Here is a 21,321-nt window from a genome sequence, read left to right as displayed (position 1 = left end):
GGAGGCCTGATGGAATTCGGCTCGCCCGCCTTCTGGGTGGCATTGCTGCAGATCATCGGCGCCGACATCGTCCTCTCGGGCGACAATGCGGTGGTGATTGCCCTGGCCACCCGCTCGCTGCCGCAACAGCAGCAGCGGGTCGCGATCTTCTGGGGAACCTTCGCCGCTGTCGCGATGCGGGTGACGCTGACGGTGGTCGCCGTTGCCCTGCTCAAGCTGCCGGCGCTCAAACTCGTCGGCGCCCTGATGTTGCTGTGGATCGCCGTGCAGCTGCTGCTGCCGGAGGAGGAAAGCTCGGGCGAGGGCATGGTCACGGGCAGCCTCGGTGCGGCGATACGCACCATCCTGCTCGCCGATCTGGTGATGAGCGTCGACAACATCATCGCCATCGCCGCGGCGGCCAAGGGCAGCATCCTGCTGCTGGTGATCGGCCTCGCCGTCAGCATCCCGCTGGTGATCTTCACCAGCACCATCCTGCTCAAGGTGATGGAACGCTACCCTGTCATCATCACGGCCGGCGCGGCGCTGCTCGGCTGGGTCGCCGGCGAGATGGCGGTGCATGACCCGCTGGTCGCCGACTGGGTCAAGAGTGATGCCCACTGGCTGCTCACCGCCGCACCGGTGGGCTGCGCCGTGGTGGTGGTGGCCGTCGGCAAGTTCCTTGCGTTCCGCGCCGAGGCGGGCGAGGAGAAGCGGCCGCTGGCGGAAGTCGCCGAGGCGGAAGCGGCGGCAGGCGCCGCGAAGGAGACAAGCATGCACAAACTGTTACTGCCGATCGACGGTTCGGCCGCGTCGCTGCGCGCCGTCGAGCGCCTGCTCGAACTGCGCGCCTGGTACCGCGAGCCGCTCGAGATCCACCTCCTCAATGTGCAACGCTCGCTGCACAAGGACGTCGGCCAGTTCGTCGCAGCCGAGGACGTCAGAGGGTTCTTCCGCGACGAGAGCGAGAAGGAGCTGGCCGAGGCGCGGGCGCGGCTCGATCGCGCCGGCGTGCCCTACCGGCACCACGCCGTAGTCGGCGACCTCGCCGCCGAGGCCATCGCCCACTTCGCGCGCGAGCACGGCATCGGCCAGATACTGATGTGCACCCACGGCCGCTCGGCGGTGGCCGACCTGCTGCTCGGCTCGGTGGCCAAGGGCGTGCTCCAGCACAGCGACGTGCCGGTGATCCTTGTCAGATAGGGTTGGCCATGAAGCCGAAGATACTGGTGTGCCGCGCGGTATTTCCCGAGGTGATCGAGCACCTCGCCGCGCAATTCGACGTCGACTACAACGATCGCGATGCGCCGCTGCCGCCCGCCGAACTGGCCGCGCGGCTTGCCGACAAGGTCGGTGCGCTGACGCTGCTGTCCGACCGCATCGACGCCGCGACGCTGGCCGCCGCTCCCGCGCTCAAGGCCGTGTGCAACGTCGCCGTCGGCCACAACAATTTCGACCTGGCCGCGATCACCGCGGCCGGCGTGATGGCCACCAACACGCCGGGGGTGCTCAACGACACGACGGCGGACACCGCCTGGGCGCTGATCCTGGCCTCGGCTCGCCGCATCGTCGGCGCCGACAAATGGGTCCGTGCCGGCCAGTGGCAGGGCTGGAAATTCCATGACGACTGGCTCGGAACCGACGTGCACCATGCGACGCTGGGCATCCTCGGCATGGGGCGCATCGGCCAGGCCGTGGCCCGGCGCGCGGCCGGCTTCGAGATGCGCGTGATCTACCATAACCGCCATCCGCTCCCCGCCGCGGACGAACAGGCCTGCAAGGCTAACTGGGTGAGCAAGGAGGAACTGTTGCGCGAGGCCGATTTCCTCGTGCTGCTGCTGCCCTATTCACCGGCTGTGCATCACATCGTCGGTGCGGCGGAGCTGGCGGCGATGAAGCCGACGGCCCATCTCATCAACGTCGCCCGCGGCGGCATCGTCGACGACGGCGCGCTGATCGATGCGCTGCAGGGCAGGCGCATCGCCGGTGCCGCCATGGACGTGTTCGAGAACGAACCCGCGCTCGATCCGCGCTTCCTCGGCCTCGACAACGTGGTGCTGACGCCCCACATCGGCTCGTCGACCCGCGCCACGCGCCTGGCCATGGCCAGGCTGGCGGCCGACAACCTGATCGCGGCACTGCAGGGGCGGCGCCCGCCCAATCTGCTCAATCCGGAGGTCTGGCGCGGTTGAGCGCCCGATCCGGGTGACCGCCCAATCGTTTCCGGCTACGGCGGCCGGTCAGAACGGAATGTCGTCCTCGAAGTCGTTGAAGTTGGAACCCGCGGGCTGTGCCGCCGGCTTGCCGCCCTGTGCCGGCGTGCCACGGCTGCCGCCGGTCTCGCGCGCGGGCGTGTCGCCACCGCCCATGCCTTCGCGACGACCGAGCATCTGCATGGTGTCGGCGACGATCTCCGTGGTGTAGCGGTCCTGGCCGTCCTGGCCCTGCCATTTGCGCGTCTTCAGCGAGCCCTCGATGTAGACCTGCGAGCCCTTCTTCAGGTACTGGCCGGCGATCTCGGCCAGTTTGCGGAAGAAGACGACGCGGTGCCACTCGGTGGCCTCCTTCTTCTCGCCGCTGCCCTTGTCCTTCCAGGTGTCCGTGGTCGCGATGGTGACGTTGGTCACCGCTTCGCCATTCGGCATGTAACGCACTTCCGGGTCCTTGCCCAGATTACCCACCAGAATCACCTTATTCACCGATGCCATTGCCGTCCCTCCTCCAGGAATCCATCATGTTCGCCGCTTCGGCGCGACCAGCCCCGCCGATGCCACCAGCCACACCAAGGCCAAGCCCGCGCAGAACAGGCTGACCGCGCTCGCGCCATGGTGCTGCGCCAGCCAGCCGCCGAGCGCGCCGCCGAGAAACAGGCCGAGCGACTGCAGGGTATTGTAAATGCCCAGCGCCGTTCCCTTTGCGTGCGGCGGCGCGATACGCGAAATCCACGACGGTTGCGTCGCCTCGAGCACGTTGAAGGCGACGAAGAACAGCGTCAGCCACAACGCCAGCGGCCACAGGCCGGCCCCGTAAAAATGCAGTCCGAGCTGCACCAGCAGCAGCAGCGCGATGGCGGCAAGGAAGATCGGCTTCATGGCATTGCGCTTCTCGGCCACGATGATCGCCGGCACCATGATGACGAAGGACACCAGCACCGCCGGCAGGTAGACCTTCCAGTGCTCGGCCGTCGCCAGGCCGCCGCTGGCGGCGAGCGCCGCCGGCACGGTGACCCACATCGCCGTCTGCATCACGTGCAGGGCGAAGACGCCGATGTTGAGCCGCATCAGCTGGCCGTCCCGCAGCACCTGCCCCATGCCGCCGATGGCGCGCGGCACGGGCGGGGCCGCCGGGACCACGAACAGCACCAGCCCGATGGCGGCCAGCGACAGCAGGCCGGTGAGCCAGAAGATGCCGGCGAGACCGACGGCCGCGTAGAGCAGCGGCGCGGCCACCAGCGAGCCGGCGAAGACCAGGCCGATGGAGGATCCGATCATCGCCATGACCTTGGTGCGGTGGTGCTCGCGCGTGAGGTCGGCGGCCAGCGCGGTCACCGCCGCCGAGATGGCGCCGGCGCCCTGCAGCACGCGGCCGGCGATCATCGTCGGCATGTCCTGGGCCAGCGCGGCGACGGCGCTGCCGACGGCGAACATCAGCAGGCCGGCGACGATCACGGGCTTCCTGCCCCAGCGGTCGGAGGCCGCGCCGAAGGGAATCTGGAACAGCGCCTGGGTCAGGCCGTAGGCGCCCAGCGCGATGCCGACCAGCGTCAGGTTGTCGCCACCGGCGAGTTCCCTGGCGCCGACGGCAAAGACGGGCAGGATCAGGAACAGCCCCAGCATGCGCAGGCCGAAGATGGCGGCGAGCGAAGCGCCGGCACGGCGCTCGGCGGGGCTCATCGGGTCCGAGCTGGGGGAACGCATGGGGGTGGGGAGGCGGGGCCGGATGGCTTTGGAAAAACGGGTCGCGTATATTAGCAGGTCGCCCAACCCCACCTGCAGGCCATTCCCGCCCCATGGAAGAGATCAAGATTCGCGGCGCCAGAACGCACAATCTCAAGAACATCAACCTGGACCTGCCGCGCAACAAGCTCACGGTGATCACCGGCCTGTCGGGCTCGGGCAAGAGCTCGCTGGCCTTCGACACGCTCTACGCCGAGGGCCAGCGCCGCTATGTCGAGTCGCTCTCGGCCTACGCCCGCCAGTTCCTGCAATTGATGGAGAAGCCCGACGTCGACCTGATTGAGGGCCTCTCCCCGGCCATTTCCATCGAGCAGAAGGCGACCAGCCACAACCCGCGTTCGACCGTCGGCACCGTCACCGAGATCCACGACTATCTGCGCCTGCTCTATGCCCGCGCCGGCACGCCGCACTGCCCCGAGCACGACCAGCCGCTGGCGGCGCAAAGCGTGTCGCAGATGGTCGATCATGTGCTGGCCCTGCCCGAGGACACCAAGCTGATGATCCTCGCGCCGGTGATCGCCAACCGCAAGGGCGAGCAGCTCGACCTGTTCTCCGAGCTCAAGGCGCAGGGCTTCGTGCGCCTGCGCGTGGACGGCAAGGTCTACGACATCGACAACCTGCCCAAGCTGGCCAAGACCTCCAAGCATTCCATCGACGTCGTGGTCGATCGCCTCAAGGTCCGCGCCGACGCGCGCCAGCGCCTGGCCGAGAGTTTCGAGACCGCGCTGACCCACGCCGAGGGGCGTGCGCTGGCCGTCGAGATGGACAGCGGTGGCGAGCACCTGTTCTCGTCCAAGTTCGCCTGTCCGGTCTGTTCCTACGCCCTGCAGGAACTGGAACCGCGCCTGTTCTCCTTCAACAACCCGATGGGCGCCTGCCCCAGGTGCGACGGCCTCGGCAGCATCCAGTTCTTCGACCCGGCGCGTGTGGTGGCCTACCCGCACCTTTCGCTCGCCGCCGGCGCCATCAAGGGCTGGGACCGCCGCAACCAGTTCTACTTCCAGATGATCGAGTCGCTGGCCGGGCATTACGGCTTCGACACCAGTGTGCCCTTCGAGAACCTGCCGCAAAACGTGCAGGACATCGTGCTGCAGGGCTCGGGCCGCGAGGAGATCCGCTTCAAGTACCTCAACGAGAAGGGCACGCGCTTCGAGCGCGCGCACGCCTTCGAGGGCATCGTGCCCAGCCTCGAGCGGCGCTACCGCGAGACGGACTCGGTGATGGTGCGCGAGGAGCTGGCGAAGTATCTCAACGCCATGCCCTGCCCCGAGTGCGCCGGCACCCGCCTGCGGCGCGAGGCGCGCCACGTCTTCATCGGCGCCAAGACGATCTCGGAAATCAGCCACCTGTCGCTGATCAACTGCCGCGACTTCTTCAACCTGCTGCAGATGGAAGGCCACAAGGCCCAGGTGGCGGAGAAGATCGTCAAGGAAATCACCGCACGGCTGTCCTTCCTCATCAACGTCGGCCTCGACTACCTCTCGCTCGACCGCTCGGCCGAGACGCTCTCGGGCGGCGAGGCGCAGCGCATCCGCCTCGCCTCGCAGATCGGCTCGGGCCTCACCGGCGTCATGTACGTGCTCGACGAGCCGAGCATCGGCCTGCACCAGCGCGACAACACGCGGCTGCTGGAAACGCTGAAGCGGCTGCGCGACATCGGCAACACCGTCATCGTCGTCGAGCACGACCAGGAGGCCATCGAGGCCGCCGACTACGTCGTCGACATGGGGCCGGGCGCCGGCGAGCACGGCGGGCGCATCGTCGCCGAGGGCACGCCGGCCGAGGTCGAGGCCAACCCCGAATCGCTGACCGGCGCCTATCTTTCGGGCCGCCGCCGCATCGAGGTGCCGCGCAAGCGCACGCCGGTCGATGCGGCGCGCCAGCTGAAAATCCTCGGCGCCACCGGCAACAACCTCAAGCACGTCGACCTCGAGATTCCCGTCGGCCTGTTTTCCTGCATCACCGGCGTCTCCGGCTCGGGCAAGAGCACGCTGATCAACGACACCCTCTATGCCCTGTGCGCGCGCCATCTTTACGGTTCGTCGCTGGAACCGGCGGCGCACACCGGCATCGAGGGGCTGGAGTTCTTCGACAAGGTCATCAACGTCGACCAGTCGCCGATCGGTCGCACGCCGCGCTCCAACCCGGCCACCTACACCGGGCTGCTGACCCCGATCCGTGAGCTCTTCGCCGGCGTGCCCGCTTCGCGCGAGCGCGGCTACGGCCCCGGCCGCTTCAGCTTCAACGTCAAGGGCGGCCGCTGCGAGGCCTGCCAGGGCGACGGCATGATCAAGGTGGAGATGCACTTCCTGCCCGATATCTACGTGCCCTGCGACGTCTGCCACGGCAAGCGCTACAACCGCGAGACGCTGGAGATCCGCTACAAGGGCAAGACCATCTACGAGATCCTGCAGATGACCGTCGAGCAGGCGCGCGAGTTCTTCGACGCCGTGCCGGTGGTGGCGAGGAAGCTGCAGACGCTGATCGACGTCGGCCTCACCTACATCCAGCTCGGCCAGAGCGCCACCACGCTGTCCGGCGGCGAGGCGCAGCGCGTCAAGCTGGCGCTGGAACTGTCCAAGCGCGACACCGGCCGCACCCTCTACATCCTCGACGAGCCGACCACCGGCCTGCACTTCGCCGACATCGAGCTGCTGCTTACCGTGCTGCACCGCCTGCGCGACCACGGCAACACCATCGTGGTGATCGAGCACAACCTCGACGTCATCAAGACCGCCGACTGGGTCGTCGACCTCGGTCCCGAAGGCGGCGACGGCGGCGGCCGGATACTGGCCGCCGGCACGCCGGAGGCCGTGGCGCAGGTCGCGGGCAGCTACACCGGGCGCTACCTCGGTCCGACTTTGGGTCAGGCAGCCGTCATGTCGGCACCACAAGTTTCCGGCAAGAAGCCGGCCCGAACAAAGAAGAAGGCATGAGCGGATTCGAGGACTTCGCCGGGCAGGCACAGCAACTCGAGCGCGAGATCGCGCGCTGGGGCCTGGTGTTGGGCATCGACTGGGACGATTCGGCGCAGGTGGCGCAACTCGCGCGCGAGGCGATCGAATGCCACATGGATCGCGAGAATCCCGAATGCACTTCGAAGGATCCGAAGACGCGCGCCCGCATCGAGTTGTTCGGGCTGGCGCAGCTGATGTTGACCGTCATGACCGAGAGCGCCAACGAGGGCATCCACACTCACGGCGGGCCGGCCTGGAAGGCGCTGGGCCGGGCGCTCTACGAGGAGAGTGCGAACAGGGGAGAGCGGGCATGAGGCCTGCTCGCTAAGCGAATGTCCCCGGTTTTAGGGTGTCTGCGCAATCCGGGGAATGCGACACGTGGCGTTCTGGCCCGCCACGCCTGTGCGCAGTCTAGTCGCCGATCAGATTCGGATCGGGCATTCCCCCGGCCGACAGCGCCGCTTTGCGGGCATTGGCGGCGTGTCGCTTGAAGCCGATCTGCGTCAGAATTTTCGCAATTCCCGCCCAGCCTTTTGTGAGACCAGACCCCGCCTGTGTGGCCAGGTGGTAACTGGCCGTCGCGGCGAGTTCGCAGCTCGTTGCCAATCTGGAGGAGCGACGTGCTGCGACCTTGGCAAAGCTCCTGAAGACCCGGATGGCATCGTCCGGGCGCCCCTTCATGTAGAGGGTCAGCCCAAGGAACTGCCAGGCGACGATGTCGTCTGGAACAGCCGCCAGCATGCTGCGGGCTACCGTTTCCATCATCTCGAGATTGCCGTTCTGGCAGCAGATTGCAAGTAGGTCGATCATGGCTTGTGTCATGTCCTGCCTCCCTGGTGGAGTTTGATCACGGGGCGTCCCCAGAAGCTGCGCGGTGGCTTGTTCCGGCGTTCCCTGCGGCCCCTCCGCTACGCATCCGCTTGCACGTGTTCATAGAGAGAGCGAACCTACCGGTAGTTCGTCGGAGCGTTGTAACAGGCTGTAACAAGCGCCCTACGGTAACGCCGAGTACCGGCTCGTCTGCCGGCGGTCGGAAGAATGCCTAGCGGAGAGCGTGTTGCATCATTGCGAACTATTCCGCTTGCGGCTAGTGTCGCCAAATAACGACAGGTCCCTGGAATTCGCAATAGGCTGATGGCCGGACGAGGCCGGGGCGCCGCCGGGGCAGTCCGCCGCTGAAGCTTCGTCGCCTCGGTCCGTTCGGTATTCCGGACATGGCCCGTACAAAATGAAAAGGGACCAGGCCGTGTTGTCCCAGTCCCTCGATTTCTACGGGTGTTCAATTGGTGGGCGGTACTGGGTTCGAACCAGTGACCCCTGCCGTGTGAAGGCAGTGCTCTACCGCTGAGCTAACCGCCCGCCGAAAGGACGCGCATTACACCACAGGGCAGCGCGGGCCGTCAAATCGACCATTGACGGCCGGGGCTGTCGCGTAGAATGCGCGTCTCCCTACACCCAGCCTTTCGTCATGACGGTCCGTACCCGCTTCGCTCCCAGCCCGACCGGCTATCTCCACATCGGCGGCGCCCGCACCGCGCTGTTTTCCTGGGCCTACGCCCGTCGCCACGGCGGCACCTTCATCCTGCGCATCGAGGACACCGACATCGAGCGTTCGACGCCCGAGGCGGTGCAGGCCATCATCGACGGCATGCAGTGGCTCGATCTCGCCCACGACGAAGGCCCGTTCTACCAGATGCAGCGGATGTACCGCTACAAGGAAGTGATCGAACAGATGCTGGCGGCCGGCAGCGCCTACCACTGCTACATGTCGCCCGAGGAACTCGACCACATCCGCGAGGCGCAGCGCGCCCGCGGTGAAAAGCCGCGCTACGACGGGCGTTGGCGGCCCGAGTCGGGCAAGGCGCTGCCGACGCCGCCCTCGGGCGTGCAGCCGGTTGTCCGCTTCAAGAACCCGCAGCAGGGTGCCGTGGCATGGGACGACCTGGTCAAGGGCCGCATCGAGTTCGCCAACGACGAACTCGACGACTTCATCATCGCCCGCGCCGATGGCACGCCGACCTATAATTTTTGCGTCGTGGTCGACGATTGGGACATGCGGATCACCCACGTCATCCGCGGCGACGACCATGTAAACAACACGCCGCGCCAGATCAACGTGCTCAAGGCGCTAGGCGCCGAAGTGCCTGAATACGCCCACGTCTCCATGATCCTCGGCGACGACGGCCAGAAGCTGTCGAAGCGCCACGGCGCGGTGTCGGTGATGCAGTACGACGAGGATGGCTACCTGCCCGAGGCGGTGATCAATTATCTGGCGCGCCTGGGCTGGTCGCATGGCGACGAGGAGGTCTTCTCGCGCGAACAGTTCGTGCAATGGTTCGATCTCGCCCACATCACGCCCTCGGCGGCGCAGTTCAACACCGAGAAGCTCAACTGGCTCAACGCCCACTACATCAAGGCGGCCGACGACGGTCGCCTCGCCGGCGAGATCCGCAAGCGCCTGGCGGCACAGGACGTGACTGTCGGCGACCATCCCGATCCGGCGCAAGTCGCCGCGCTCTACAAGGAGCGCGTCGCCACGCTCAACGAACTCGCCGACGCCGCGCACCCCTTCTACGTCGCTACGCATCCTGCTGCCGAGTTGCGGGCCCAGCATTTCACCGAGCCGGCACTTGCGGCACTGCGGGAATTGCGCGGGCGGCTGGCGGCGGCGGAATGGCAGCGCGCCGCGCTCAGTCAGGTGCTCAAGGACACGCTGGCCGCGACCGGCCTCAAGATGCCGCAGGTGGCGATTCCCTTGCGCGTGGCCCTGCTCGGCCAGCCGCAGTCGCCGGCGATCGACGCGGTGCTCGAGGTATTGGGACGCGAGGACGTGCTGGGCCGGCTCGACGCCGTGCTTTGAGGGGGCGGCGCGCGCATTGACATCGCCGGGCGCGCGGCACATCCTAAGCACCATGTCGTTGCGCTCCGCTACCGCCATCGTTTCAGCCTGCGTGCTGGCCGGCTGCGCGGCCACCTCGCCGCAGAGCGGCCGCCAGCAGGTCGTCGTGCCCACGTCGGTGAGCGAGGTCTATTCCGAGGTCGACCTGCAGATGAAACTGGCGACGGCGTCGCCACCGACCGAGGAGCAGAGCGAGGATCAGTGCCTGCAACTCGAATACCAGCGACAGATCCGCAAGCTGATGGAACGAATCGTGGTGACGGCCAGGCGTCTCTATCCCGATCTTGAGGAACGCGGCGTCAAATTCCGCTTCGAGGTGGCGCCCAGCGCCGAGGCCGGCGTCCTTTCGAACGCCGGCGGCATGATCGTCGTGCTGCAGGGAACGCATGACATTCACTTGCCCGACTCGGTGCTGGCCTATGTCATAGCCCGCGAGATGGGCCATGTCATCGGCCGCCATCACGACGAGAACTCGGCGGCGACGGTGATGTTCTCGGTGCTGACGCAGGTGCTGTTTCCGGCGGCGGCGCTGGTGAAAGGGCTATCGCTCGTATTGCCGACCACGGCGGCCGGAACGGCGGTGACCGCTTCGGCTGTTTCCTATCTCGGCGCCACGGCCTTTCGTACCACCTATCGGTCGGATCAATTGCGCGAAGCGGAGGAGATCGCTCTCACGCTGCTGGCCGAGTCGGGATGGGACGTGTTCGACATCGCCGGCGAGGCCGAGGCGGTCATCGTCAAGGTGGGTGGGGTGACGTGGCTGGAAGAGCTGGGGCAGTCGCTCGCCCGGCTCGATCAGGCGGCCTGCGGTCCGCGCCGCCGGACCTTCAAAGTTCAACCCGCTCCTGCGGGCTGAACGCTGCCTGTTCTTCGGCGCGGCCGTCGCCGGCCGCGCATTGCGCGTCAGGCGCGCGAGGCCAGCGAGCCGTTTTCGATGCGCACGCGGTCGCCGCTGCGCCAGGCCGGAGCCGTGTCCTGGTGGAAGACGCGGGTCGTGCCATCCTCGAGGCGGACCGTGATCTGGTAGTCGACGACTTTCTTCTGCGACTTCTCGATCTGGTGCCCGGCGAAGGCGCCGCCGATGGCACCGGCGACCGTGGCGAGATCGCGGCCGCGGCCGTTACCGACCTGATTGCCGAGCACGCCGCCGACCACGCCGCCGGCGACGGCACCGAGGCCGGAGCCTTCGCCTTCCTTGGCGATTTCACGCACCGACTCGATGGTGCCGCAATCGCGGCAGATCGGCGGCGCCTGGTCGTAGATCGGCGCGGCGGTGCGGATCTGCGACGGAGCCCGCTCCGAGCGATATACCTCGATGTCGGAATCGTTGCGGGCGACGCGCACCGGCTTCGGCGCGGCGGCCTTCGGCGCGGCAGCGACGTGAGCCGGCGCGTTATTCACATTGACCGCGACCGTCGGCGTCGGGGCCGCGGCGGGCGGGGCGATGCCGGCCGGCGTCGGCATGGCCGACTGGGCCATGGCTGCCAGCTGCGGGTGGGCGGTGGCATCGGCGGTCTTCTGGCCGAAGGGGAGCACGCCGGTCAGCACGCCCACGCCGGCGAGCGACAGGGCGGTGACGGAGGCGGCAGCGATCATCAGGGCCGGATGAAGGGTGGGGCGATTGTTTTCCATGGTGTCCTCTTTCAAGAAGTTGTTTCCTGGCTGGCACGGACTATAACGAGCCAGCGCCGGCCACGAGGACGGATGCAATGAAGTGTTACATCTGGCGGAGGTTTGTTACAAACGGCGCCGCGGTGGCTTCGCCTGAAAGCGCGCGGGGTCGCTGGCGGCGGCCAGGTCGGCCTCGAGCGGCAGCGGCTCGCCGGCAATGCGGCTGGCCAGCAGTTCCGCCGCCAGCGTTGCCCAGACCAGACCGCGTGCGCCGAAGCCCGAGAGCACATGGAGCCCGTCGGCGGGCAGGTCCGCCGAAGGCGGCAGCGCACCGGCCAGGGGCAGGCGATCGGGTGACATCGGGCGGAAGCTGGTGCGGCCGGCGAGCAGCGCGGGGTCGAGCCCCTTGCCGAAGCCGGGGAGGATCATGTCGAGCCGCTGCAGGTTCTCGAGATGGTCGTCGATGCGCGGCTCCGTCGCCTCGTCGCGCGCCATCGTTGCGCCGGCGCAGCGGATGCCGTCGACCGCCGGCGTGACATAGCCGAGGCGGCAGGCGACGACATCGAGTTGTGGCGTCGCCGCTTCCGGCAGCAGGGATACCGTGCCGCGTCCCGGCCACACCGGCAGCATTCGTTCCGGCACGAGCCGTGCGACCCGCGCGCCGGCGGCGAGCACGACCTGCGCCGCCTCGACGATGACATCGCCATTCCCGCCGCGCAAGCGCCAGACGTCGTTCTGGCGCTCGATGCCGGCGACCATCGTGCCGAAGCGGGTGGCGACGCGGCCGGGATGGCGGGCGAGATTGGCGGCGCAGAAGCTCGGCGGCGCGATCCAGGCGCCGCCGGGGAACCACCAGCCCCCGGCCTCGACCGGCCAACCGGCGAGCCGTGCGGCCTCGTCGCGCTCGACGAAGCGGGCGAAATCCGCCGGCGGCGCCTGCTCGGCGATGGCACGGCGCTGGGTCTCTTCATGTTTCGGATCGCGGGCGAGATGCAGCACGCCGCAGCGCGACCAGCGCAGCGGCAGCCCCTCGGCCTGCAAAGCCGACAGGTGGCGCGCCGCGTGCAGGTAGCCGGCGCGCAGCCAGCGCGAGAGGCGGTTGTCGTCGAGCGATGGCAGGGGGCGGATGATGCCGACGGGATTGCCCGAGGCGCCTGTCGCGGGGCCGGCGGCCGCATCGATGAGCGTCACCTCGAAGGCGCGCGCGGCGAGACGCTCGGCGATCGCGGTGCCGGCGATGCCGGCGCCGATCACGGCGACGCGGCGGTCCTGAAACGCCGACTCCGGCGGGACGGCGCCGGATAGCCGGCCGGACAGCATCTGGCGTTTGCCGGAGAACCCCGGCCGCTTCTCGAGAGAAAACTCGGCACTGGCGAGACGGCGCCGCACGTCGCCGGCGACCGCCCAGGTGGCGAGCGTCGCGCCGGGTGCGGCGAGACGGCGCAACTCGGCGATTACCGCGTCGGACCAGAGCTCTGGATTCTTCGCCGGCGAGAAGCCGTCGAGGAAGAAGGCGTCGGCGCAGGCGACGATCTGCGGCAGCAGCTCGAGCGCATCGCCGAAGGCCAGGGTCAGCGTGACGGGGCCGAAGTGCAGCCGGTGCAGGCCGGGCATGAGCAGCGGCCACTGCGTGCGCAGCTCGGCGGCGAGCGGCGCCAGTTCCGGCCACGCTTCATGCAGCCGCGCGAGGTCATCGGTGCGAAAAGGATGCTTCTCTACGGAAACGAAGTGCAGTCGCGTCGGCCGGTTCGGATCGTCGTGCCAGGCCTGCCAGGCGGCGAGGAAATTCAGGCCGAGGCCGAAGCCGGTTTCGAGGATGGTGAATTGCTCGCGCCCGGCCCAGCGCGCCGGCAGGTCGTTGCCGCCGAGAAAGACGTGGCGGGCCTGCTGGAGTCCGCCGGCGGCGGAGTGGTATACGTCGCCGTAGGCGGGAGCGTAGGGAATGCCGTTGCCGTCGAACGCGAGTTCGGCGGCAACGAGCGGGGTGGTGCTCACTCCGGTCGCATCTGGGGAAACAAGATGACGTCGCGGATGGCCGGCGAGTCGGTGAGCAGCATCACCAGGCGGTCGATGCCGATGCCGCAGCCGCCGGTGGGCGGCAGGCCGAATTCCAGCGCGCGGATGTAGTCGGCGTCGTAGAACATCGCCTCCTCGTCGCCGGCTTCCTTGGCCTTGGCCTGATCGAGGAAGCGCGCGGCCTGGTCCTCGGGATCGTTGAGCTCGGAGAAGCCGTTGGCGATCTCGCGGCCGACGATGAACAGCTCGAAGCGCTCGGTGATCTCCGGGTTGGTGTCGGAGCGACGCGCCAGCGGCGAGACCTCGGCCGGGTAGTCGATGATGAAGGTCGGCTCCCACAGCTCGGCTTCGGTGGTCTCCTCGAACAGCAGCAGCTGCAGGGTGCCGAGGCCGGCGTCGGGACGGACATCGACCTTGAGCTCGCCCAGCTTCTGCCGTACCCAGCCGGCGTCGGTCAGGTGCGCGACGGCATAGCCCGGGTGGTGGTAGTGGATCGCCTCGACGATGGTCATGCGGCGGAAGGGCTTGGACAGGTCGAGGATGCGGCCCTGGTAGTCGAAGGTCTCGGCGCCCAGCGCCTCGCGCGCGGCGTGGCGGATCACGCCCTCGGTGAAGTTCATCAGGCCCTTGTACTCGGCATAGGCCTCGTAGAACTCCATCATGGTGAACTCGGGGTTGTGGCGCGGCGACAGGCCTTCGTTCCTGAAGTTGCGGTTGATCTCGAACACCTTCTCGAAGCCGCCGACCACCAAACGCTTCAAATACAGCTCCGGCGCGATGCGCAGGAACAGCCCCATGTCGAGCGCGTTGTGGTGGGTGGTGAAGGGCTTGGCCGCGGCGCCGCCGGGGATGGGGTGCATCATCGGCGTCTCGACCTCGAGGAAGTTGTGCGCGGTCATGTAGCCGCGGATCGAGGCGATCATGCGGCTGCGGGCGACGAAGGTGAAGCGCGATTCCTCGTTGGTGATGAGGTCGAGGTAGCGTTGGCGGTATTTGGCCTCCTGGTCGCTCAGGCCGTGGAACTTCTCCGGCAGCGGCCGCAGGCACTTCGACAGCAGGCGGATCTCCGAGCACTGCACGGTGAGCTCGCCGGTCTTGGTCTTGAACAGGGTGCCGACCGCACCGACGATGTCGCCGAGGTCCCATTTCTTGAAGTCGTCATGCACCTCGGCGCCGACGCCGTCGTTGGAGACGTAGAGCTGGATGCGGCCCGACAGGTCCTGGATGGTGGCGAAGCTGGCCTTGCCCATCACGCGCTTGAGCATCACGCGGCCGGCGACCTTGACTTCGACCTTGTTCGCTTCGAGTTCCTCGCGCGTCTTCTCGCCATAGACCTCGTCGAGCTTGCCAGCAGTGTTCTCGCGGGAGAAGTCATTGGGGTAGGCGCGGCCGCTCTTGCGCCATTCGGCGAGCTTGGCGCGGCGCTCGGCGATGATGTGGTTTTCGTCCTGTTGCGGGGCGGGGGCTTGATCCTGGGTGCTCATGGCGATTTGGGTATGTGGCGAAGCGAAAAAGGTCTGGAAAACAGCGAATTGTCGCCTATCCGGGCAGGGTTCGCAAAGAAGCTTGCGCCCGGCTTCCGTATAATCGCGCCCCTTCATGCCCATTGCGTTCCTGCCGTGACCACGCTCAGAGAAGAAATCGACCGCCGCCGCACCTTCGCCATCATCTCCCACCCGGATGCCGGCAAGACCACGCTGACCGAAAAGCTGCTGTGGTTCGGCGGCGCCATCCAGGTCGCCGGCGAAGTCCGCGCGAGGAAAGCGAGCCGCCACGCGACTTCCGACTGGATGGAGCTGGAGAAGCAGCGCGGCATCTCGGTGACCTCGTCGGTGATGCAGTTCCCCTACCGCGACTGCATGATCAACCTGCTCGACACGCCGGGCCACGAGGATTTCTCGGAGGACACCTACCGCACGCTGACCGCCGTCGATTCGGCGGTGATGGTGATCGACTCGGTGAAAGGCGTGGAGGAGCGCACCATCAAGCTGCTCGACGTCTGCCGCCTGCGCGACACGCCCATCCTCACCTTCATCAACAAGCTCGACCGCGAGGGCCGCTCGCCGGTCGACCTGCTCGACGAGATCGAGGACGTGCTGAAGATCCAGTGTGCGCCCATCACCTGGCCGATCGGCATGGGCAAGGGCTTCCGCGGCGTCTATCACTTGGTCGAGGACACCATCGCCTTCTTCGATCCGACTCAGCCTTCCGAAAAGGGTGCGACCTCCGAGGTGATCCAAGGCCTCGACAACCCGCGCCTCGACGAGCTGCTCGGCAGCCAGGCCGACGAGCTGCGCCTCGACGTCGAGCTGGTGCGCGGCGCTTCGCACAGCTTCGATCGCGACGCCTATCTCTCCGGCAAGCAGTGCCCGGTATTCTTCGGCTCGGCGGTGAACAACTTCGGCGTGCGTTCGCTGCTCGATGCCGTGGTCGACATGTCGCCGACGCCGCTGGCGCGCGCCACGGAGACTCGCCAGGTCGATCCGCACGAGGAGAAGTTCTCCGGTTTCGTCTTCAAGATCCAGGCCAACATGGACCCGAAGCACCGCGACCGCATCGCTTTCCTGCGCGTTTGCTCGGGCCGCTTCGAGCGCGGCATGAAGGTGAAGCAGGTGGCCGGCGGCAAGACCCTCGCCATCAACAACGCCATCACCTTCATGGCCCGCGACCGCAGCACCACCGACGAGGCCTATGCCGGCGACATCATCGGCATCCCCAACCACGGCACCATCCGGCTGGGCGAGACCTTCACCGAGGGCGAGAACCTGCGCTTCACCGGCATCCCCTCGTTCGCGCCGGAGTTCTTCCAGCGCGCCATCCTGCGCAATCCGCTGAAAATGAAGCAGTTGCAGAAGGGCCTGCAGCAGTTGGCGGAGGAGGGCGCGACGCAATTGTTCCGGCCGAGCGTTTCAAACGAGTTGATCCTCGGCGCCGTCGGCACCCTGCAGTTCGACGTGGTGGCCTACCGTCTGAAGGACGAATACGACGTCGATGCCGTCTTCGAATCCTGCCCCATCAACACCGCGCGCTGGATCAAGTGTTCGGACGAGGATTTCCGCAAGCTCTCCGACCTCTATCCGAACAACGTCGGCACCGACGGCGCCGGCGATCGCGTGTACCTCGCATCAAGCCGCGTCAATCTGCAGCTGGCGCAGGAACGCTTCCCGAATGTCCAGTTCTCGGAGACGCGCGAAGTCCACTGAGATCAACCGAGGATCATGATTTTCAGCCTTTGCAGAAGGCTGAGTCCGGCCCACCAAAGAACGCCGTCGTTGCGGAATCGGGTGCCGTCGGTGGTCAAGGCAAGCTTTCTGGCACCGAACTCGGTCGGGCCGGAGTCGGCAATGAAGTCGGCTTTCATGAGGTATGTGGCGATCGCTGGCTGCACCTGTTGCCCGTCGAGGGTCCAGCGAGTGCCATAGCCATCCGCGTCGCCGGGCAGCATCAGGATCGGCTTATCGCCGCCCATGAGCCGAAGGACCTTGAGCGTCTCGGCCCGGTTGGGGATTGCGGTCGTTGCGGGGGCGGCCATAGCGCCAATTATGTCGCCTTCGGCGGATGTCTGCGTGTTCTCCGGCTCAAGCTATCAGCGCCACAGCCTTGATTTGGGCATAAACCTGGCGGCCCGGTACGAGGCCGAGCGCATCCACCGACCGCCGCGTCACCCGCGCCAGCACCGGCGTCGCGCCGAGCTTGAGCTTGACCAGCACCTGCGCCGGGTGGGCTTCCTCCCGCAGCTCGATGACTTCGGCGGGAATGATGTTGAGGATGCTGGAATCCGTCGCCCGGTTCAGGGCGATGCTGACATCCCGGGCGAGGATGCGCACCCGCACCGCATGGCCTGGTGCGTGGCCACCTTCTCTAACCCAGAAGTCGGTACCGGAGCAATCCACCCGCGCCAGTTGCCACCGCTCGTCGCGCTCGGCGATCGTCCCTTCCAGCACGACCCCGGCATCCTCGCCGAGACGGATCGGCAGATCGAGTCGCGCCAGCGTCTCGACCATCGGCCCGGCGGCGACCGCACCCCCTGCCTCCAGCACGACCAGATGATCCGCTAGCCGCGCCACTTCGTCCGGGGCGTGGCTGACGTAAAGCACCGGGATTTCCAGTTCGTCGTGCAGCCTTTCCAGGTAGGGCAGGATCTCCTGCTTGCGCGCCAGGTCCAGTGCCGCCAGGGGCTCGTCGAGCAGCAGCAGGCGCGGGCTGGTCAGCAAGGCCCGGGCGATCGCGACGCGCTGGCGCTCGCCGCCGGACAGTCCCTCGGGCTTGCGGTCCAGCAGGTGACCGATGCCCAACAGGCCGATGGCCCGGTCCAGCGACACCTTGCGTTCGGCCACGGGCACCCGCTTCATGCCGTAATCCAGATTGCCCCGCACCGTCAGATGGGGGAAGAGGCTCGCCTCCTGGAAGACGTAGCCGAGCGGACGTCGATGCGTCGGCTGGAAATGCGATCCCTCTTGCCAGGTTTCGCCATTTACCGTGAGGTGCCCCGCGGGCACCCGCAGCAGCCCGGCGACGCAGCGCAGGAGCGTGGTCTTGCCCGACCCCGAGGGGCCGAAGACGGCGGTCACGCCGCGTCCCGGCAGCTCGAGGTCGACGTCGAAGGCGAAGCCGGGGTAGTCCAGCTTGAAGCGGGCGCGGATGCCCGCCGGGCTGCTCATTTCCGCCCCCGCCATGTCGGGTTGAAGACATGGAGCGCGAGCAGGGTCAGGAAGGAGAACAGCACCATCGATCCGGCCAGCCAGTGCGCCTCGACATACTCCAGGGCCTCGACGTGGTCGTAGATCTGCACCGACACGACGCGCGTCACCTCGGGGATGTTGCCGCCGATCATCAGCACCAGGCCGAACTCGCCGACGGTGTGGGCGAAGCCGAGGATGCCCGCGGTGATGAATCCGGATCGCGCCAGCGGCACCAGCACCGTCCAGAAGGCGTCCCATGGCCCGGCGCGCAGGGTGGCCGCGACTTCCAGCGGGCGCGACCCGACGGACTCGATGGCATTCTGGATCGGCTGCACCACGAAGGGCATGGAGTAGATCACCGACCCCACGACGAGGCCCCAGAAGGTGAACGGCAGCAAGCCGAGGCCGATGAATTGCGTCAGCTGGCCGATCGGTCCGTGCGGCCCCATCGCCACCAGCAGGTAGAAGCCCAGCACGGTCGGCGGCAGCACCAGGGGCATGGCTACCACGGCGCCGAGCGGCGCCTTCCACCACGAGCGCGTATTGGCCAGCCACCAGGCGATGGGCGTGCCGATGACGAACAGCAGAACCGTGGTGGCGGCCGCCAGTCGCAGCGTCAGCCAGATTGCCCCCAGATCGGTCGCCGGGAATCCCATCGCGTCAGAAGCGATAACCGTAGGACTTGATGATCGCCCGGGCCTTGTCGCCCTTCAGGTAGTTCATCAATGCCGCCGCTGCCGGATTGTCCTTGCCCGACGTCAGGACGACCGCATCCTGACGGATCGGCGCATGCATCGTGTCCGGGACGATCCAGGCCGATCCACCCGTTACCTTGCCGTCCTTCATGACCTGGGACAGGGCGACGAAGCCGAGATCGGCATTGCCGCTCATGACGAACTGGTGGGTCTGGCCGATGTTCTCGCCCTGCACGAACTTGCCGCTCACGGCATCGAGCAGATTCATCGCGGTCAGGACTTCGACGGCAGCCCTGCCGTAGGGCGCCAGCTTCGGGTTGGCGATGGCCAGCTTGTCGAAGCCGCCGCGCCGCAGAACCTCGCCCCTGGCATCGACGAGGTTCGGGGCGCTCGACCACAGGACCAGGCTGCCGATGGCGTAGGTGAAACGCGATCCCGGGGCCGTCGCTCCTTCCTGTTCGAGCCTGGCCGGCGTCTCGTCATCGGCCGACAGGAAAACCTGGAACGGCGCGCCGTTCCTGATCTGGGCGTAGAACTTGCCCGAGGAACCGAAGGAGAGTTTGGCCTGGTGGCCGGTGTCCCTGGCGAATTCGGCGGCGATCGCATTCATCGGGGCGGTGAAGTTGGCGGCGACGGCGACGCTGACGTCATCGGCATGGGCGGCAAAGGTCGTCAGCAATCCGCTTGCGAGGCATGCGAGGCGCGTTCTTGCGCGGCACATCTTCGTCATGGTCTCCACGGATGGTGCGAAATGCACGATATGTCTCGAATGCTATAACGTGTCATCCGTAATGACAATAATGTCCTATCGAAGCGCGATTACTTGATCAGGTTTTCCAGCGCCATGAGTTCTTTGCCCGCAGCCTTGTTGATGCGGGCTTCGAGTGCGTCGTAGCGTCGCACGAGTTGAATCCCCAGCTCCGTCAGGCTGGCCCCGCCCCCGCCTTTGCCGCCCTTGGCGGTTTCGACCACGGGGCGTCCCAGGCCTTGATTGAGGGTAGCCACCAGCAGCCAGGCACGCTTGTAGGTGAGGGCCATCGCCTTGGCCGCTGCGCTGATGGACTGAAGTTCGCCGATGGCGCGGAGCAGTTCGATCTTGCCGGGGCCGATAGCAGCTGTTGCGCCGAGTTGCAGCCGGGGGCGAATGATGACGACGGGACCGGCGGAATTCCGTGGGGATTTCATCTCGTCAATTTACCGGAAGCGGTCGCTTTGCGGAAAGCCGTCTCCATGCGACCAGGCGCAGCCATTCATGACGCAGCGGGCGGCACGGCGGCGCCAATGGGGAATCTCGGGCCGTCGTTTTCGCCGGACCAAGCAAACGATGCCATTGGCCGGACGTGCGCCAACGGCATCGACGCATTTGCGCGGAGGCGGGTCCGTTACTTTTCGCCGAGACGCTTGGCGAACGAGACGGCGTAAGCGGGCGAACGGAACAGCAGGATCGGGTCGTTGGTCGGGGCGATGCCGTCGGCCATGACGAGGGGATCGAAGTTGATCTTCTCGCATTCCGCCCCCTTCTGCGGCGAGGCGGAGGAAATCGTCAGGGTGCCGGCGTTCACCTGCTTGCGGCCCTCGGGCCACGTCACCGTGGGATTGTCCTCCGTGTCGCCCGCGACGCCGATGGTCAGCATCATGTTCCAGCGGACCGGCCCGTGCTTGGCGCGTTCGATCAGGGCCTGCTCGAGGAAATTCGGGGGCGACGACTTCAGTTCATCGTCCGACAGGCGCTTCTCGCCGTCCTGCGGCACGAAACGCCAGCGCACCGGGGTGGTCTTCTTCGCCCGGTCGATGAACTTGAATGTGTGGATGCCCCAGTACGCGCTGTTGGCGTAGCTCGTCGGCGGGTTGTTGTTGGCGAGGAAGTCCGCCTGCGCCAGGTTGTCGGGATGGCTGGCCTTGAAGGCCTTGATCTTCTCGGGATCGGGTTTGCCGGTGGCCGGGTCGGGCTTGGTGGCGATCATCAGGTCGAGAAAGGTCCGCGGTTGCGCCGCGCCGAATATGGGCGTGTTGAGCATCGTCATGTGCTGCAGGCCGCCGTCGGGCAGCTTGAACTGCAGGGCCATGCCGCGGCCGCTCTTCGCCGTGTCGGGCGCCTTGGGGTTGCCGCCGGAAAGCGAAAAGCGCGCGACGACCGGGACCGGCTTGCCCGAAAACAGCTTGGAGCTCGAATAGGCGGCGCCCTCGGTCGTGCCGACGAACTCGCCCACGGCGCAGGTGCCCTTGATGTGGTTGCGGCGTTCGCCCGGCGTCACGCCGAAGGTGCCCTCGATGGCCGCCACCACCTGGTCGGCGGCCACCTCGCCGTCGGCCGCCATGGTCAGCGGCGAGCCCAGCACCAGCGCGCCGGCCAGCAGCCAGCTCTTTCGATTGTTCTGCATGTTGATTCCTCTCGTTGTTGTGGGGGGGGGTGCTAACAGCGTATACGGAACGGGCCCCGTATTTATTCCCTGCCCGTGAAGATATTTTGATCGCCACAGCTGCGGTGCGGGCTGGCGTCCTTGCGTCATGCTCGCCTCAGCCTCG

Annotated in this window: 19 protein-coding genes and 1 tRNA gene; 7 read left to right on the top strand and 13 right to left on the bottom strand. The window is 67.0% G+C overall.

The features are described from left to right. Nucleotides 1-9: 9 nt before the first annotated feature. Both EJE94_RS14775 and EJE94_RS12895 read left to right on the top strand, forming a co-directional pair. The gene (locus EJE94_RS14775; protein WP_121242114.1) at nucleotides 10-1,182 is read left to right on the top strand and encodes a YjbE family putative metal transport protein; all 1,173 of its coding nucleotides are present in this window, start codon (nucleotides 10-12) and stop codon (nucleotides 1,180-1,182) included. 8 nt (nucleotides 1,183-1,190) lie between these two features. Next, nucleotides 1,191-2,171, top strand: coding sequence for a 2-hydroxyacid dehydrogenase (locus tag EJE94_RS12895; RefSeq protein WP_121242257.1), 981 nt, complete (start codon nucleotides 1,191-1,193; stop codon nucleotides 2,169-2,171). A 48-nt stretch (nucleotides 2,172-2,219) separates the two neighbouring features. Here the strand turns inward: EJE94_RS12895 and ssb are convergent, their stop codons facing one another. Together ssb and EJE94_RS12885 are read right to left on the bottom strand one after the other, a co-directional pair. Continuing rightward, on the bottom strand, nucleotides 2,220-2,687 hold the full coding sequence (ssb, locus tag EJE94_RS12890; RefSeq protein ID WP_121242112.1) for a single-stranded DNA-binding protein: 468 nt from the start codon (nucleotides 2,685-2,687) through the stop codon (nucleotides 2,220-2,222). Between the two features lie 24 nt (nucleotides 2,688-2,711). Beyond that, entirely contained in the window at nucleotides 2,712-3,896 is a 1,185-nt protein-coding gene (locus EJE94_RS12885; RefSeq protein ID WP_243642613.1) for an MFS transporter, read from the bottom strand. 92 nt (nucleotides 3,897-3,988) lie between these two features. On the opposite strand from EJE94_RS12885, the gene uvrA reads away from it, so the two are divergent. Together uvrA and EJE94_RS12875 are read left to right on the top strand one after the other, a co-directional pair. After that, nucleotides 3,989-6,871, top strand: coding sequence for an excinuclease ABC subunit UvrA (uvrA, locus tag EJE94_RS12880; protein WP_121242109.1), 2,883 nt, complete (start codon nucleotides 3,989-3,991; stop codon nucleotides 6,869-6,871). Then, nucleotides 6,868-7,206, top strand: coding sequence for a hypothetical protein (locus EJE94_RS12875; protein WP_121242107.1), 339 nt, complete (start codon nucleotides 6,868-6,870; stop codon nucleotides 7,204-7,206). The genes uvrA and EJE94_RS12875 overlap by 4 nt, the downstream gene beginning before the upstream one ends. 97 nt (nucleotides 7,207-7,303) lie before the next feature. Here EJE94_RS12875 and EJE94_RS12870 read toward each other — a convergent pair whose 3' ends face one another. Further along, nucleotides 7,304-7,714, bottom strand: a complete 411-nt coding sequence (locus tag EJE94_RS12870) for a tetratricopeptide repeat protein (RefSeq protein WP_121242105.1) — start codon at nucleotides 7,712-7,714, stop codon at nucleotides 7,304-7,306. Between the two features lie 462 nt (nucleotides 7,715-8,176). Then, nucleotides 8,177-8,251: transfer RNA gene (locus EJE94_RS12865), tRNA-Val, on the bottom strand. 109 nt (nucleotides 8,252-8,360) lie between these two features. Here EJE94_RS12865 and gltX point away from each other — a divergent pair. Together gltX and EJE94_RS12855 are read left to right on the top strand one after the other, a co-directional pair. After that, the gene (gltX, locus tag EJE94_RS12860) at nucleotides 8,361-9,752 is read left to right on the top strand and encodes a glutamate--tRNA ligase (RefSeq protein ID WP_121242103.1); all 1,392 of its coding nucleotides are present in this window, start codon (nucleotides 8,361-8,363) and stop codon (nucleotides 9,750-9,752) included. Between the two features lie 52 nt (nucleotides 9,753-9,804). Next, on the top strand, nucleotides 9,805-10,647 hold the full coding sequence (locus EJE94_RS12855) for a M48 family metalloprotease (RefSeq protein ID WP_121242101.1): 843 nt from the start codon (nucleotides 9,805-9,807) through the stop codon (nucleotides 10,645-10,647). Nucleotides 10,648-10,694: 47 nt separating this feature from the next. Here EJE94_RS12855 and EJE94_RS12850 read toward each other — a convergent pair whose 3' ends face one another. From EJE94_RS12850 to lysS, 3 genes are all read right to left on the bottom strand, one after another. Beyond that, nucleotides 10,695-11,423, bottom strand: a complete 729-nt coding sequence (locus EJE94_RS12850) for an outer membrane lipoprotein (protein ID WP_207855970.1) — start codon at nucleotides 11,421-11,423, stop codon at nucleotides 10,695-10,697. A gap of 105 nt (nucleotides 11,424-11,528) precedes the next feature. After that, the gene (gene mnmC, locus EJE94_RS12845) at nucleotides 11,529-13,397 is read right to left on the bottom strand and encodes a bifunctional tRNA (5-methylaminomethyl-2-thiouridine)(34)-methyltransferase MnmC2/FAD-dependent 5-carboxymethylaminomethyl-2-thiouridine(34) oxidoreductase MnmC1 (protein WP_121242099.1); all 1,869 of its coding nucleotides are present in this window, start codon (nucleotides 13,395-13,397) and stop codon (nucleotides 11,529-11,531) included. Further along, the gene (lysS, locus tag EJE94_RS12840) at nucleotides 13,394-14,902 is read right to left on the bottom strand and encodes a lysine--tRNA ligase (RefSeq protein ID WP_121242097.1); all 1,509 of its coding nucleotides are present in this window, start codon (nucleotides 14,900-14,902) and stop codon (nucleotides 13,394-13,396) included. The genes mnmC and lysS overlap by 4 nt, the downstream gene beginning before the upstream one ends. Nucleotides 14,903-15,037: 135 nt before the next feature. Between lysS and EJE94_RS12835 the strand changes: the two genes are divergently transcribed. Continuing rightward, nucleotides 15,038-16,621, top strand: coding sequence for a peptide chain release factor 3 (locus tag EJE94_RS12835; protein ID WP_121242095.1), 1,584 nt, complete (start codon nucleotides 15,038-15,040; stop codon nucleotides 16,619-16,621). 2 nt (nucleotides 16,622-16,623) lie between these two features. On the opposite strand, the gene EJE94_RS12830 is transcribed toward EJE94_RS12835, so the two are convergent. The 6 genes from EJE94_RS12830 to EJE94_RS12805 form a co-directional block, all read right to left on the bottom strand. After that, nucleotides 16,624-16,950 carry a hypothetical protein gene (locus EJE94_RS12830; RefSeq protein WP_121242093.1) on the bottom strand — a complete coding sequence of 109 codons (327 nt, stop codon included), beginning with the start codon at nucleotides 16,948-16,950 and terminating at the stop codon, nucleotides 16,624-16,626. A gap of 46 nt (nucleotides 16,951-16,996) precedes the next feature. After that, entirely contained in the window at nucleotides 16,997-18,079 is a 1,083-nt protein-coding gene (gene modC, locus EJE94_RS12825; RefSeq protein ID WP_243642612.1) for a molybdenum ABC transporter ATP-binding protein, read from the bottom strand. Then, complete coding sequence (gene modB, locus EJE94_RS12820; protein WP_121242089.1) at nucleotides 18,076-18,756, bottom strand: molybdate ABC transporter permease subunit; 681 nt, start codon at nucleotides 18,754-18,756, stop codon at nucleotides 18,076-18,078. Before modB ends, modC begins: the two co-directional genes overlap by 4 nt. 4 nt (nucleotides 18,757-18,760) lie before the next feature. Beyond that, nucleotides 18,761-19,525, bottom strand: a complete 765-nt coding sequence (gene modA / locus EJE94_RS12815; protein WP_243642611.1) for a molybdate ABC transporter substrate-binding protein — start codon at nucleotides 19,523-19,525, stop codon at nucleotides 18,761-18,763. Between the two features lie 89 nt (nucleotides 19,526-19,614). Next, entirely contained in the window at nucleotides 19,615-19,980 is a 366-nt protein-coding gene (locus tag EJE94_RS12810) for a winged helix-turn-helix domain-containing protein (protein WP_165904840.1), read from the bottom strand. A gap of 197 nt (nucleotides 19,981-20,177) precedes the next feature. Beyond that, nucleotides 20,178-21,176 (bottom strand): catalase family peroxidase, encoded by a 999-nt coding sequence (locus EJE94_RS12805; protein WP_121242087.1) that lies wholly within the window; start codon nucleotides 21,174-21,176, stop codon nucleotides 20,178-20,180. Nucleotides 21,177-21,321: the final 145 nt, after the last annotated feature.

The organism is Sulfurisoma sediminicola, from assembly GCF_003865015.1.
In the GTDB taxonomy this organism is placed as follows: domain Bacteria; phylum Pseudomonadota; class Gammaproteobacteria; order Burkholderiales; family Rhodocyclaceae; genus Sulfurisoma; species Sulfurisoma sediminicola.
This window is presented reverse-complemented; position numbering and strand designations above follow the sequence as displayed.